This window comes from Antarctobacter heliothermus, assembly GCF_900188425.1.
GTDB lineage: Bacteria > Pseudomonadota > Alphaproteobacteria > Rhodobacterales > Rhodobacteraceae > Antarctobacter > Antarctobacter heliothermus.
Map to the genome: position 1 here is coordinate 1 of NZ_FZON01000087.1, position 12,746 is coordinate 12,746.

The window sequence follows — 12,746 nt, forward strand, 5'->3', positions numbered from 1 at the left end:
AGCGACCGATGGGATGCCTTCACCGCTTTCCTGGAGGATGGGCGCATCTGCCTGACCAACAATGCCGCCGAACGCGCCCTCAGAGGGATCGCATTGGGAAGAAAGTCGTGGCTTTTTGCCGGATCAGAGCGCGGCGGCGAAAGGGCGGCCTTCATGTATACCCTGATTGTCAGCTGCAAGACGAACGACATCGACCCGCAAGCCTGGATGGCAGATGTCCTGGCGCGCTTGCCAGACATCACCGTGTCACGCTTGCCTGAATTGCTCCCATGGAACTGGAAGGCCGAGCAGAAAGCTGTCAAGGCCGCGTGACCGCGTCCCTCGCCGGATGCTTACGTCTTTACCCACATCGACATTTCTTCAAGCATCTGACTGTAGTTGACCGAAATCGCGCTGATGGGTCCCCCAGCGCTTTCCAACCGCGTGGCAATGAGGCGCATATTCATCGGAACCGTGCGGATCGCCATGAAAGCCTCGGTCATTTCGGCGGTTTCGACACCGACTTGTGTGATCGCACGCGACATGTCCAGAAACCGCCGCTGCAGCGGATCAATCACCCCTCCCATGCCGCTCGCCCGCGCCTCGAACTCGATCGCAAGTGCGTGGCTTTGAAAGGCGTCATAATTGGAAAACCCCAGCGCCTGCACCGCATCCTCGATGATATCCGCGCTTTCGCGAGGGCTCAGCCCAAGTTTCTTTTCCCGTTCCAACACGTCCGCATACAGGTTTGAAACCAGACCGAAGACGTCTGACGTGGGCTTTATCCGGGTTGAGATATATCCACCTTCGGAGGGCGAGACGAGCGCGAAGACCCAGTAGTAGCGTCCGGTCTTGCAGCGATTCTTTACATAGGCGCCAGTGGGTTTGCCCGCCTTGATCCGGTTCCAGAGCAGTTCGAAGACCCCCTTGGGCATGTCCGGATGTCGGATGATCTTGTGCGGCGCGCCGATCAACTCGGGCCAGTCATAATCGGCAACGCGCTGAAACACACAGTTGCCTGATTGGATCACACCCCGTTGGTCGGTGCGTGAATAGAACAGTTCGGCCAACCCGAACTGTGCCTCGGAATTGGCGTAGGCGGGATCGGCGGCGAAGACGGACGTCTGGTCTGTCATGCGCTGATCCCCTGGCACGATGCGGTGGCCCCTGGCGGTCTTGGGCATTCGGGGCGATGCGCCCTCTGCTGGTCGCCTTTCACAGCATCGACCGCAGCATCGACGTGCTGTTCTGGATCACCGCGTTCAGGTCCATGACCCGCGCGAGCCGCTGTTCGATCTCTTCCTGGCAACTGTCGAGCTGTTCAACAATCCCGGTCAGCGCGGTCCCGGATTCAGACAGGCTGGCGCTTTCGATCTTGCACATCATGCGCGTCGAACTCAGCCCGGTGACAAAACGTTTCATGTCCAGCACGCTGTGCGCAAAACGCCGCGCCTCACGCTCGACTGACGACAGGTTTTCAACCACCTGCTGCATAAAACGCTCTTCATGTTCGGTCAGTTCGGCAATTTCACGCGCGACGTCCACCTCATGGGGATAGGCGTCATCCGTTGCCCCGAACGCTGAAATCATCTCTCGTTCGGCCGCCGAAGCAAAGGCAAGGAACTGCCCCATCAGCACGGCATTGCGGATATGAGCAAAAACGCAATCGTCGCCTTCGACAAAGGTTTTGACCCAAGTCGTCATTTCCTCAAGCATCTGGCTGTAGTTGACAGAGATCGCGCTGATCGGACCACCGGCGTTTTCCAACCGCGAGGCAATGATGCGCATGTTCATCGGGACGGTGCGGATTGCCTTGAACCCCTCCGTCATCATCGTGGCCTCGTCCCAAACGTCCGAGATGGCGCGTGTCATGTCGACGAACCGTTTCAACCGCGGATCAAGCGTGCGACCCAACTGACGCGTCCGCGCCTCGAACTCGGTCGCAAGCGCGTGGCTTTGAAAGGCGTCGTAGCTGGTGAAGCCCTGTTCGCGGACCCAAGCGCACAGGTTTGCAGCGGATTCGGCCGGGTTTGCACCCGCCGCTTCACGCTTCACCAAGTCACCATAAAATTCCTCGACCTCGGCGCGCAATGATGAGACCGGCTTGATCCGGGTCGAGACATAGCCGTCCTCTGTCGGCGCAACGAGCGCAAAGACCCAGTAGAACCGCCCGCAGGAACGGCGGTTCTTGACGTAAGCGCCAGTCGGTTGCCCCGCCTTCAGCCGCTCCCAGAGAAAGTGGAATACGCCGCGCGGCATGTCCGGGTGGCGGATCAGCTTGTGCGGGGCGCCGATGATGTGGTCCCAGTCGTGCCCGGCGACGCGCTGGAACACCTCATTCCCGGCCTGAATGATCCCGCGTTTGTCGGTGCGCGAATAAATCGCCTCCGACAACTGGAACTTGGCCTCAGCGTTGGACACCCTGGACGGAAATGCGGGATCGAGTTCAGACATGCGATGCCTCCTGTTTGGAGGCAACCCTAGAGCCAAATCCCTTTGCAAACCCTAAACGCAAAAGCGCGACACCGAGGTGCCGCGCCTGAATTTGCAATGAATGCGAGTGTTAACCCGGGCTGAGCCCGCGCATCTTCTCCGACCGACGGCGCAACAGTTCGACCGTGGTCAACAGGGCAATCGAAATGATCACCAGGATCGTGGCCACCGCCAGGATCGTCGGACTGATCTGTTCGCGCAGGCCGGTGAACATCTGCCAGGGCAGCGTCTGTTGCCGGGCCGAGCCGACAAAGATCACCACCACCACTTCGTCAAAGGACGTGATGAAGGCGAACAATCCGCCTGAGATCACCCCCGGCAGGATCAACGGCATCTGAACCCGAAAGAACGTGGTGACCGGATCGGCCCCCATGTTCGCCGCCGCCCGCGTCAAAGACCGGTCAAAACCGACAAGCGTTGCAGTGACGGTGATGATGACAAACGGAATGCCAAGGGCCGCATGGGCCAGAACAACACCCAGCAGAGTGCCCTGCAATCCGATCCGCGAATAGAAGAAATACATCCCCGCCGCCGAGATGATCAGCGGCACGATCATCGGTGAAATCAGGATTGCCATGATCGCGCGACGGAACGGCACATGCTCCCCCGACAGGCCAATGGCCGCCAGCGTCCCGAAGCTGACCGACAGGACGGTCGCCAACGGCGCGATGATCAGCGAATTGCGCAGCGCCTGCTGCCACTCCGACGAGGTAAAGAAATCGCGGTAATGCTTGAGGCTGTAACCCGCCGGATCAAAGCGCAACATTTCTGGCGTGAAGGTAAAGAAATCCTGCGCGTTGAAGGACAGCGGCATCACCACCAGGATCGGCGTGATCAGAAAGACGAAAATCGAACCACAGATCACCCGGAACCCGTAGTGCCACAGCACCTGGCCAGCGGTCAGATAGGGCGGCAGCGGCACACGGTAGCGCCCCATGCCCAGCCAGTAGATGAACCAGCCGAAAAACCACCCAAACAGCCCACCAACCACCAGACCCGGCAAGCCACCCAGCAGAAATCCGGCTGCTGCCATGGCCGCAAAAAGTACCCATTTGGCGGTTTTCTCCAGACCCGGGTCCAGCACTTCGAGCAGGACAACGGCAATCGTGGCCAGAATGCCAAATCCCAGCAGCAAACCAAGCAGGACAGACCCGTTGGCCGCGCCGACAAAGACCCCGGCAAAGGCACCAGAGGCCCCTGCCACCGGGGCCACGAACTGGATCGGCCGCTTTACGGCTTGTGTCTCGACAGCCATCGGTCAGCTCTCCTGTTTCATCTGCGCGGGCCTGAGGCACGCGGTATCAGTGTCATTGGCCAAACGCAGGTCGCGCAACCACATGCCGGACCGGATATGAAGCCTTTTCAAAGCGTCCATTTTCAGCCCCCCAGCTTGACGTTGTCGATGCCCACGATCCGGTCGTACGCCCAATAAAGGATCAGAACAGCCGCCAGCAGGATCGACCCCAGCGCCGCCGCAAGACCCCAGTTGAGGCTGGACGAGATGTGATAGGCGATCCGGTTCGAAATAAATGTCCCCGTGTTGCCGCCGACGATTTCGGGCGTGATGTAATAGCCGATGGCGAGGATGAAGACGAGGATCGACCCCGCGCCGATGCCTGGCACCGATTGCGGGAAATAGACCCGCCAGAACGATGTCCAGTTGGTGGCACCCAGACTCTTGGCCGCACGCACATAGTAGGGCGGGATCGTCGACATCACCGAATACATCGGCAGGATCATGAACGGCAACAGGATGTGTGTCATCGCGATGATTGTGCCCAACTGGTTGTTGATCATGACCAGCCGCGCGTCATCCCCGACGATCCCGATCCAAACCAGCACATCGTTGATCACGCCCTGCTGTTGCAGCATCACCTTCCAGGCACTGGTGCGCACCAGAAGCGATGTCCAGAACGGCAGCAGCACCAGGATCATCAACAGGTTAGCCGTGCGCATCGGCAGGTTCGCCAACAGATAGGCCACCGGATAAGCCAGCATGATGCAACTGAATGTGATCACCATCGACATGAACATCGTGCGCTTGAACAGCAGACCATAAATCCGCTGGTTTTCGTCACGCAGGGCCACGCCTTCGGGGGTCTTTTGCATATCGACCGCATTCAGGAAATAACCAGCTGTGTAGGAGGTGCTGTAGGCCTTGATGGTTTGCCACAGGCCGATGTCCAGCCAATCCTCGTCGATCGCCTCGAACCCGTCCTTGAGCGCGATGGTCTCAAACTCCGCAGTGTCGACCAGTGCGTCCGCGGCCTTGACCATGTCGGCACGCGGACCGGCGTAGGTCGAAAAGTCTCCGTCGCGCAGGTCTTCGTAAAGGCGGGTGTGAACAATGCTCCACGGCTCTTCGTCGAGCAGGCTCTTTTCCTCTTCCTCAATCTGGAAATCGGCAAAGACACGATAGATCGCGGCTGTCCGAGGCAACAGATCGGCCACACCGTCGCGCAACTCGAAGGGCGGCAAAGGCTGGCCATCTTCCCAGCCCTGCATGGATGTGAGCCAGTCTGGCGATCCCATCAATTCGGCCCAGGGCGTGCCCTCGTCCCAATCGGGATCGAGATCCTCGAACTGGTCCTGATACACCTCACCGATGTCATCCAGACCGCGGCCGGTCTTGCGGAACAGCGAAGAGCTGCCTGTTCTTTCATAGTTCAGGCGGGACCCGACCCGCGTATGCAGCTTGTTCTCGGCGGCCACAAAAATATCCGTGTAAACCGCGTCGAACACCGCGTTGTCAGGCAACTCCCCGGTGGAGGAATCCCAATCCTTGAGTGCCTCTGCGGTAAGCGGCATGGTGCCATGCACCGTACCCTGCTGGCTGTCATCGACCGAGCGGAACAGCATGTCCGCGATCGGCGCGATAAACGTGATCAGAACAAACAGCAACAAGGGCGCGATCAGCGCCAGCGCTCGCAACTTTTGCGCCCGCAGGGCCTTTGCCAGGCTCCGCTTGAGAGGCGTGCCGTCAGCGGCCAGCATCGGGCCGGATGTTTCTTGGGTGGTGTCGGTCACGCGGCGCCCTCCACGAGGATGATGGTGCCTTCGGAATGGTCGCGCCGGATTGCGGCGACCTCCTGATAGGCCGGGTCATGATAGGCCGCGCGGGCGGCCTGAAAACTGGGGTAGGCAATCACCACATGGCGTCCGCCCATATCACCCTCGAGAACTTCGGATCGACCGCCGCGCACGATGTAGCGCGCGCCATGCCCGCGCATGATCGGCGTGTTGCCGTCGACATAGGGGCGGTAGGCGTCCGGGTCACGGACCGTGACATGGGCAATCAGAAAACCCAAAGGCGCGTCGCCGGACGGTTCGGGCAAATCTTCATCGTTGCCTTCGGCCACAAGAATGGCGCTTGTGGCCGAGCCATGACGGATCTTGGCGACCTCCTGATAGCCGGGGTCGTGGTATGCGGCATTTGCCGCGTCAAAACTGTCGAATTCAAAAACGATGTGACGATCTTCGGCGCGCCCCTCGACCACTTCGGCCTGCCCGCCGCGGACCAGAAAACGTCCACCCAGGCCCAGCAGGATCGGCGTGTCCTTCGCGACGTAATCCTTGTACGTCTCAGGATCGTTCACGGTGATATGGCCGATGATATAGCCTTTTGGCATGTCACGTCCCTGTCTTTTTGTGTTGGTCCGTGGCGGGCAAGTCGCCCGCCACAAACAGTATTGTCCGGCACGGCGGGAAGCCCCCGCCACGCCAATGGCCTTATTGTGCCAGCCACGCCTGGAACTTGGCGTCCAGATCGTCGCGGTAATCAGCCCACCAGTTGTAGTTGTTCACAAAGGTGTTGGTCGCGTTGTTGGGATCGGTCGGCATGTGCGGCGCCATTTCGATACCCAGTTCGGCATGCGTCGACACCAGCGGGGCCGAGCTTTCGCGCGCCGGACCGTAAGAGATGTACGCGGCCTGATCGGCCAGACGCTGCGTGTCTGTGGCGAAGTGCAGGAAGTCCATCACGCGGGCCAGACGATCCTCGGGCAGACCCTCGGGGACAATCCAACCGTCAAGGTCGAACATCTGCCATTCCCACGCCATGCCGATCGGCTGGTCCTGCTCGACAATCGCCGAGAACAGGCGACCGTTATAGGCCGACGCCATGAAGACTTCGCCATCTGCCAGCAGTTGGATCGGCTCTGCCGAGGATGACCACCAGATGGTCTGATCCTTGATCGTGTCCAGCTTGGCCAACGCGCGTGTCTGACCTTCTTCGGTCTCAAGAATGTCGTAGACGTCGCCGTATTCCACGCCGTCACACAGCAGCGCCCATTCCATGTTGGCTGTCGGCTGCTTGTTCAGCGCGCGCTTGCCCGGATAGGTTTCCAGGTCGAACACGTCACAGGCGCCGGACGGTGCCTCAACGCCTTCGGCCAACTGGTCGGTGCGATAGCCGAACGTGGTCGAGAACACGATCTGCGGAATGAAGCAGTCGGAAACGATCATGTCGCCAAAGTCATCCGACGCATCGACGCCGTCGGGCGACGCTGCAAGGACTTCATCATGGTCGATTTCCATCGCCAGACCTTCGTCGCACAGGCGGATGGCGTCGGCGGCCTCCACGTCGACCAGATCCCAAGTGATGTTTCCGGCTTCGTTCATGGCGCGCAGCTTGGCCACCGCCTCGGACGAGCTTTCGTCCCAAGTGATGGAGACACCGTCCTTCATCGCCATGTAGGGCTCGGCATAGGCTTTCTGCTGCGACGCCTGATAGGCACCGCCCCAGCTGACCAACGTCATGTCCATTGCCATGTTGCCATGGCTTTCGGCAAATGCGCCGGACGCAGCAACGGTCAGGGCTGAGGTCGCCAGCAGAGTCTTGGTGAGTTTCATGTTATACTCCCTTTGGTTACCCGAATTGTTTGGAGGGGCGGGTTACGGGCTTGTACAGCGCCCCCAGGTCGCATCCCGCAAGGCCTTGCCAGTTGCGGGACGCGGCGTTTCAGATCACCCGGCGTCCAGCGCCCGGCAATCCTCGGGCAGCCAACCGATCTCGATCTGGCTGCCAGGTTCCAGCCGCACCTGGTCCGGCGCATTGCGGGTCTTGATGACAAAGTCATCCTTGCCCGCCACGCGGAGCCGGGTGCGAAAGATATCGCCCATGTAGATGAATTCCAGCACTTCGGCCTTCAACGTGTGCACGCCATCTTTCAGGCGCTCCTTGTTGAACTCCACCCGTTCGGGGCGGATCGACACGCGTGTCCGCTCGCCCACTTTGGTCACGTTCACCGGGGTCGCGTCCAGTACCTCACCGTCGTCCAGCTGGACGACGCAGGTGTTGCCGCTGATTTCCTTGACCACACCTTCCAGCGTGTTGTTCTCACCGATGAACTGCGCGACGAAACTGTTTTGCGGCTTTTCGTACAGCTCATCAGGCGGGGCCAATTGCTGGATGCGGCCATCGTTAAAGACGGCAACGCGGTCCGACATGGTCAGCGCCTCTGTCTGGTCGTGGGTCACATAAACCACGGTGATGCCCAACTGATGCGCCAGATTGGTAATCTCGAATTGCATGTGCTCGCGCAGCTGCTTGTCCAGCGCGCCCAACGGTTCGTCCATCAGGACCAGTTCCGGTTCAAACACCAACGCCCGCGCCAGTGCGATCCGCTGCTGCTGACCACCCGAAAGCTGCGCAGGACGGCGGCCGCCAAACTCCCCCATCTGCACCATGTCCAGCGCGTGTTTGACCTTTTTCTCGCGCTCGGATTTGCCCAGCTTGCGGACCTCCAGCGGAAAGGCCAGGTTTTCTGCCACCGTCATGTGCGGGAAAAGCGCGTAGTTCTGGAACACCATCCCGATGCCGCGCTTGTGCGGTGGAATGTTGTTGATCGAAACGCCGTCCAGCTTGATTTCGCCATATGTCGCGGTCTCAAAACCCGCCAGCATCATCAGGCACGTTGTCTTGCCCGACCCGGACGGCCCAAGCATGGTCAGGAACTCACCCTTCGGCATGCTCAGGTTGAGATCTTTCACGACCAGCGTTTCGCCGTCATAGCTTTTCTGCACGCGCTCAAAGGCGACGAATGCGTCGCCACTTGATCCATCAGCCACGTCAGACTCCCTGTCTGTTATGTCGCGGATTTTTTCCGCTGTCTTGGGGTCAGACTAAAGCGCGTGATGGGAGGGGTTGCAAGTAGATCGCTGGATTCTGCGCAACCGACGCGCAAATCCGGTCGGTCCGGTCAGAAAATCAGCACCATACAGGTCGCTTGGACTCTGATTTCCATAGATTCAGGAAGACCGACCGAGCGCTTTGCCCTGTTCTGTCAGCGCTTCGGGCACGATCAGCCGGGTGCCAAGGGTGATCCGGGCTGCGATCTGTTTCAGATGGTCGGGCCGAAAGGCCACACAGCCCTCGGTCGGGAATCCCGGTCGCCGCCACCGATGCAGGAAAATGGCCGATCCCCGCCCCCGCTCGGCCCTAGGCCAGTTCCAGTCTGTGAGGATGACCAGATCATACAGCCGGTCGCCGCGCCTCAGCCTTTCGTGGCTCCACGCGTAGGGGGCGCGCACCATTAGGTTGTAATCCTCATGCGCCGCATCATCCGACCACAGATCCGATGGCCCGATCGGAACGGCCCAATCGGTAGGTCGCGCGATCCGGTCGCGCCGGTAGAGCATCCCGACGATCCGGTGCACGCCCGCAGGTGTCGCGCCGTCGCCTTCGCGCTTGTCGACGGTCACATCGCCCTTTCCGATCACGCATGGCCAAGACCGACCGGCAAACCGCAGGCCCACCCGAGTCAGAACCATGTCGTTGACCGTCACCACCCGGTCAGGCCGCCTCTGCCCGAGAGACCCGGCCCATGACCTCTGCGGCAATCTCAAACGACCGCAGCCGCGCCGCATGGTCGTGGATCTGTCCAGTGAGAATCACCTCATCGGGTTGATGGCGCGCAATCAGGGCGCGCATCTGGTCCTCGACCTGCGCTGGATCGCCCACCGCGCTGATCCGCAACGCTTCATTCAGCGCGGGCATCGCACCGGCGGGCACCACCGTGGCCAGATCATCGACCGGAGCGGGCAGTTTGCCCGGCTGCCCCGTGCGCAGCCGGTAAAACGCTTGCTGCATGGTTGTTCGCAACCGCCGCGCCTCTGACTCGGTGTCCGCCGCGAAGACGTTGACCGCCATCATTGCATGCGGTTTTTCCAGTGTCTCCGAGGGTTTGAAATACCGCCGGTAAACCTCCAGCGCCTGTTCCAGCATGGTGGGCGCAAAATGGGAGGCAAAGGCATACGGCAGACCCAGCATCGCCGCCACCTGCGCCCCGTGCAGCGACGACCCAAGGATCCACAGCGGCACCTGCGTCCCCTCCCCCGGCAGCGCCCGCACCGCGCGGCCCTCCTGCGGCGGACCCAATAAATCCCGCAGTTCCGCCACCTCGTTGTGAAACTGCTCTGACCGTTCAGGATGCACGCCCAGCGCACGCATCACCGCGTGATCACCTCCCGGCGCGCGCCCCAGCCCAAGGTCGATCCGATCCGGGTACAGCGTGGCCAGCGTGCCAAAGGCCTCGGCCACAGCCAGCGGCGCATGGTTCGGCAGCATGATGCCCCCGGCGCCGACCCGCATCCGCGAGGTCAACCCGGCCACATGACCAATCAGCACCGCCGTCGCCGCCGAGGCGATGCCCGGCATGTTGTGGTGTTCGGCCATCCAATACCGATGATAGCCCCAGCTTTCTGCGTGCCGGGCAAGATCGCCGGTATTGCGCAACGCATCGGCGGCGGCAGAGCCTTCGGGCACGGGGGACAGGTCTAGCAGGGAATACAGCATGGGGTTGGCTCCTTCGGGGGCAAAGTTATGCACGGAACGCACCCGAACAACCCCCCGATCCCACCATGAAGGCAGTGGTTACAGCAGATGCCCGGACTTTGCCGCCTTGACCGCCAGATAGCGGCTGTTGAACGGAGTCTCCCCCACTTTCAACGGCACACGTTCTGTCACGGCAATGCCGCAGCTTTCCATCATCTTCATCTTGGCGGGGTTGTTTGTCATCAGCCTGACGGCGGAGAACCCCAGTTTGCCAAGGATCTGCGCCCCCAGCCGGAAATCCCGTTCATCGTCCTCGAACCCCAGTCGATGGTTGGCCTCGACCGTGTCGAACCCCTGATCCTGCAAGGCATAGGCGCGCATCTTGTTGGCCAGACCGATCCCGCGCCCTTCTTGTTGCAGATACAGCAGCACGCCTGTCCCCTCCTGCCCCATCTGCGCCAGTGCCGCGTTCAACTGCGGACCGCAGTCGCATTTCAGCGACCCCAGCAGGTCGCCAGTGAAACAGGCCGAATGCAGCCGCGCCAATACTGGCCTTTCCCGATCCGGGCGACCGATCTCGATGGCGTAGTGCTCTTCAGAACCGTCCTCGGGCCGGTAGATATGCAGGCGGGCATTTTCGGCGGCCCGCAACGGCACGCGCGCCGACACGACGTGATCCAGTTCAGGCAAGGCATCCAACAACGGCGCGGCCTCTGCCGCGTCGATCAGCAACAACCCCTCTGTCGTCGCAGTCTCCGCCGAGACCTTAACCACCAGTGCAGCCGGCAAAAGGCGCGCGCCCTTGCACAGTTGCAATGCCAGCCGGTGCAGCACCGCCGACCCGTCGCGGCGGGTTTGCAGCGGTCCCTTCATCGGGTTGGCCAGATCGTCCGCGGGGTCCGCCAGATCCTGCACCCAGGACAACCGCGCGTCCTGGGGCACCACCACCCGCGCAACGTCGTCGTCATAGGCGCGCGCCTTGAGAGTTGCCGCCCTGCGCCCCGTCAGCGCCAGATCCAGCGGACCCAATGCGCGCAACGCGGCCAACCGCGCCTCTGACAGCGTTTCGGCAGAGGCAACCAGCACCGTCTGACCGCCCCCCGTCAGCCCGACAGGCACGCCCATCCGCAAATCCGCACGCGCCCGTGCAAGTGTTTCATTCAGATCCGGCCTCAGTCCCACCGGTGCCTCCTTCAGCTGGCCAACGCCCCGTCATTCTGTAACATTTCGCCCCCACGCACACGAGGACGTGAGACGCTTGCAGCAAAGGTTGCCGGAGGCGCACTCTGGTCACAAATGCCTGAGAACGCAACACGGAGGCCCGAACCCATGGCGCAACTGCGAAACATCCTGCTGGTCGATGATGAAGAAGACCTGCGCGAGGCGCTGGCCGAGCAGTTGATCATGACCGAAGAATTTGAGGTTTTCGAGGCCGACAGCGGCGCCACCGCCATGTCGCGCGTCAAGGAACAGATCTACGATCTGATCATTCTCGACGTCGGCCTGCCCGACACCGACGGGCGTGAACTGTGCCGCCTGATGCGCAAGCAGGGGGTGAAATCGCCGATCCTGATGCTGACCGGACACGACAGCGATTCCGACACCATTCTGGGTCTGGACGCTGGGGCCAACGACTATGTCACCAAACCGTTCAAGTTTCCCGTCCTGCTGGCCCGCATTCGCGCCCAGTTGCGCCAGCACGAACAGTCAGAGGATGCGGTGTTCACCGTCGGTCCTTACACCTTCAAACCGGCGATGAAGATGCTGGTGACCGAAGAAGACCGCAAGATCCGCCTGACGGAGAAAGAGACCAATATCCTCAAGTTTCTCTACCGCTCGACCGAAGGTGTGGTGCCGCGCGACACCCTGCTGCATGAGGTCTGGGGCTACAACGCCGGTGTAACGACGCACACGCTGGAAACCCACATCTACCGACTGCGCCAGAAGATCGAACCGGATCCCTCGAACGCCCGGCTGCTGGTCACCGAATCCGGCGGTTATCGGTTGGTGAGCTGACATCGGGGGTGTGCTTAGGTCTAATTGTGTCGACCTGAGCCACCAAAGTACGTTTGGACTCATCTGCTTTTGACCTCGATCAAAGTCACATGCTTTGGTCATCATTACGCAGAGCGCATCAGTTCCCGTTGCATGTGCGGGTTGTGAACAGGCATGCAATTTTGACCCCGTAACGGGGTGATCGGCGTCCAACAATGACCCCCTTACACTGATGTGGATGATGCTCCCGAGGCTATCGGGGAGCACAGTGTGGGATGTTGGTTGTGGAGACGATTGCGAAGATCCGTCGGGCGTATTTTCAGGACAAGAAGCCGATCAAGCAGATCTGCCGGGAACTGCGGATTTCACGGAACACGGTGCGCAAGGTGATCCGGTCCGGTGCGACCGAGCACACCTACGAGCGGACCGTCCAGCCGCAGCCGAAGATCGGTCCTTGGAAGGACGAACTCGACGAGATGCTGGCGACAAACGCGCGGAAGCCCAA

General features: G+C 60.9%; 12 protein-coding genes and 1 pseudogene. 3 read left to right on the forward strand and 10 right to left on the reverse strand.

What is annotated here, in order from left to right:
* Positions 1-312 (forward strand): IS66 family transposase (locus tag CHB90_RS24120; protein WP_141135841.1); only part of this gene is annotated, 312 nt, incomplete at its 5' end.
* Between the two features lie 20 nt (positions 313-332).
* On the opposite strand, the gene CHB90_RS24125 is transcribed toward CHB90_RS24120, so the two are convergent.
* The 10 genes from CHB90_RS24125 to ribA form a co-directional block, all read right to left on the reverse strand.
* The gene (locus tag CHB90_RS24125; RefSeq protein ID WP_089280301.1) at positions 333-1,115 is read right to left on the reverse strand and encodes a PAS domain-containing protein; all 783 of its coding nucleotides are present in this window, start codon (positions 1,113-1,115) and stop codon (positions 333-335) included.
* A 79-nt stretch (positions 1,116-1,194) separates the two neighbouring features.
* Positions 1,195-2,433, reverse strand: coding sequence for a PAS domain-containing protein (locus tag CHB90_RS24130; protein ID WP_089280293.1), 1,239 nt, complete (start codon positions 2,431-2,433; stop codon positions 1,195-1,197).
* Positions 2,434-2,542: 109 nt separating this feature from the next.
* Positions 2,543-3,727 carry an ABC transporter permease gene (locus CHB90_RS24135; protein WP_089280294.1) on the reverse strand — a complete coding sequence of 395 codons (1,185 nt, stop codon included), beginning with the start codon at positions 3,725-3,727 and terminating at the stop codon, positions 2,543-2,545.
* A gap of 122 nt (positions 3,728-3,849) precedes the next feature.
* Positions 3,850-5,466 carry an ABC transporter permease gene (locus CHB90_RS24140; RefSeq protein ID WP_170941180.1) on the reverse strand — a complete coding sequence of 539 codons (1,617 nt, stop codon included), beginning with the start codon at positions 5,464-5,466 and terminating at the stop codon, positions 3,850-3,852.
* A gap of 29 nt (positions 5,467-5,495) precedes the next feature.
* Positions 5,496-6,101, reverse strand: coding sequence for a DUF1330 domain-containing protein (locus CHB90_RS27505; protein WP_342744990.1), 606 nt, complete (start codon positions 6,099-6,101; stop codon positions 5,496-5,498).
* 100 nt (positions 6,102-6,201) lie between these two features.
* Positions 6,202-7,323, reverse strand: a complete 1,122-nt coding sequence (locus tag CHB90_RS24155) for an extracellular solute-binding protein (protein WP_089280296.1) — start codon at positions 7,321-7,323, stop codon at positions 6,202-6,204.
* A 114-nt stretch (positions 7,324-7,437) separates the two neighbouring features.
* On the reverse strand, positions 7,438-8,541 hold the full coding sequence (locus tag CHB90_RS24160; protein ID WP_089280297.1) for an ABC transporter ATP-binding protein: 1,104 nt from the start codon (positions 8,539-8,541) through the stop codon (positions 7,438-7,440).
* Between the two features lie 180 nt (positions 8,542-8,721).
* Complete coding sequence (locus CHB90_RS24165; RefSeq protein ID WP_089280303.1) at positions 8,722-9,258, reverse strand: L,D-transpeptidase family protein; 537 nt, start codon at positions 9,256-9,258, stop codon at positions 8,722-8,724.
* A gap of 7 nt (positions 9,259-9,265) precedes the next feature.
* Positions 9,266-10,267, reverse strand: a complete 1,002-nt coding sequence (locus tag CHB90_RS24170; protein ID WP_089280298.1) for an LLM class flavin-dependent oxidoreductase — start codon at positions 10,265-10,267, stop codon at positions 9,266-9,268.
* 78 nt (positions 10,268-10,345) lie between these two features.
* Positions 10,346-11,428 carry a GTP cyclohydrolase II gene (gene ribA, locus CHB90_RS24175; protein ID WP_089280299.1) on the reverse strand — a complete coding sequence of 361 codons (1,083 nt, stop codon included), beginning with the start codon at positions 11,426-11,428 and terminating at the stop codon, positions 10,346-10,348.
* Between the two features lie 147 nt (positions 11,429-11,575).
* Here ribA and CHB90_RS24180 point away from each other — a divergent pair, with 147 nt between their 5' ends.
* Positions 11,576-12,262, forward strand: coding sequence for a response regulator transcription factor (locus tag CHB90_RS24180; RefSeq protein ID WP_089280300.1), 687 nt, complete (start codon positions 11,576-11,578; stop codon positions 12,260-12,262).
* A 254-nt stretch (positions 12,263-12,516) separates the two neighbouring features.
* Positions 12,517-12,746 (forward strand): annotated as a pseudogene (locus CHB90_RS24185) (IS21 family transposase); the annotation flags it as partial.

Bases quoted from the DNA above. Each gene is read 5' to 3' on its own strand.
- CHB90_RS24125 (WP_089280301.1), bottom strand. From the start codon at position 1,115: ATGACAGACCAGACGTCCGTCTTCGCCGCCGATCCCGCCTACGCCAAT.
- CHB90_RS24130 (WP_089280293.1), bottom strand. From the start codon at position 2,433: ATGTCTGAACTCGATCCCGCATTTCCGTCCAGGGTGTCCAACGCTGAG.
- CHB90_RS24135 (WP_089280294.1), bottom strand. From the start codon at position 3,727: ATGGCTGTCGAGACACAAGCCGTAAAGCGGCCGATCCAGTTCGTGGCC.
- CHB90_RS24140 (WP_170941180.1), bottom strand. From the start codon at position 5,466: ATGCTGGCCGCTGACGGCACGCCTCTCAAGCGGAGCCTGGCAAAGGCC.
- CHB90_RS27505 (WP_342744990.1), bottom strand. From the start codon at position 6,101: ATGCCAAAAGGCTATATCATCGGCCATATCACCGTGAACGATCCTGAG.
- CHB90_RS24155 (WP_089280296.1), bottom strand. From the start codon at position 7,323: ATGAAACTCACCAAGACTCTGCTGGCGACCTCAGCCCTGACCGTTGCT.
- CHB90_RS24170 (WP_089280298.1), bottom strand. From the start codon at position 10,267: ATGCTGTATTCCCTGCTAGACCTGTCCCCCGTGCCCGAAGGCTCTGCC.
- CHB90_RS24180 (WP_089280300.1), top strand. From the start codon at position 11,576: ATGGCGCAACTGCGAAACATCCTGCTGGTCGATGATGAAGAAGACCTG.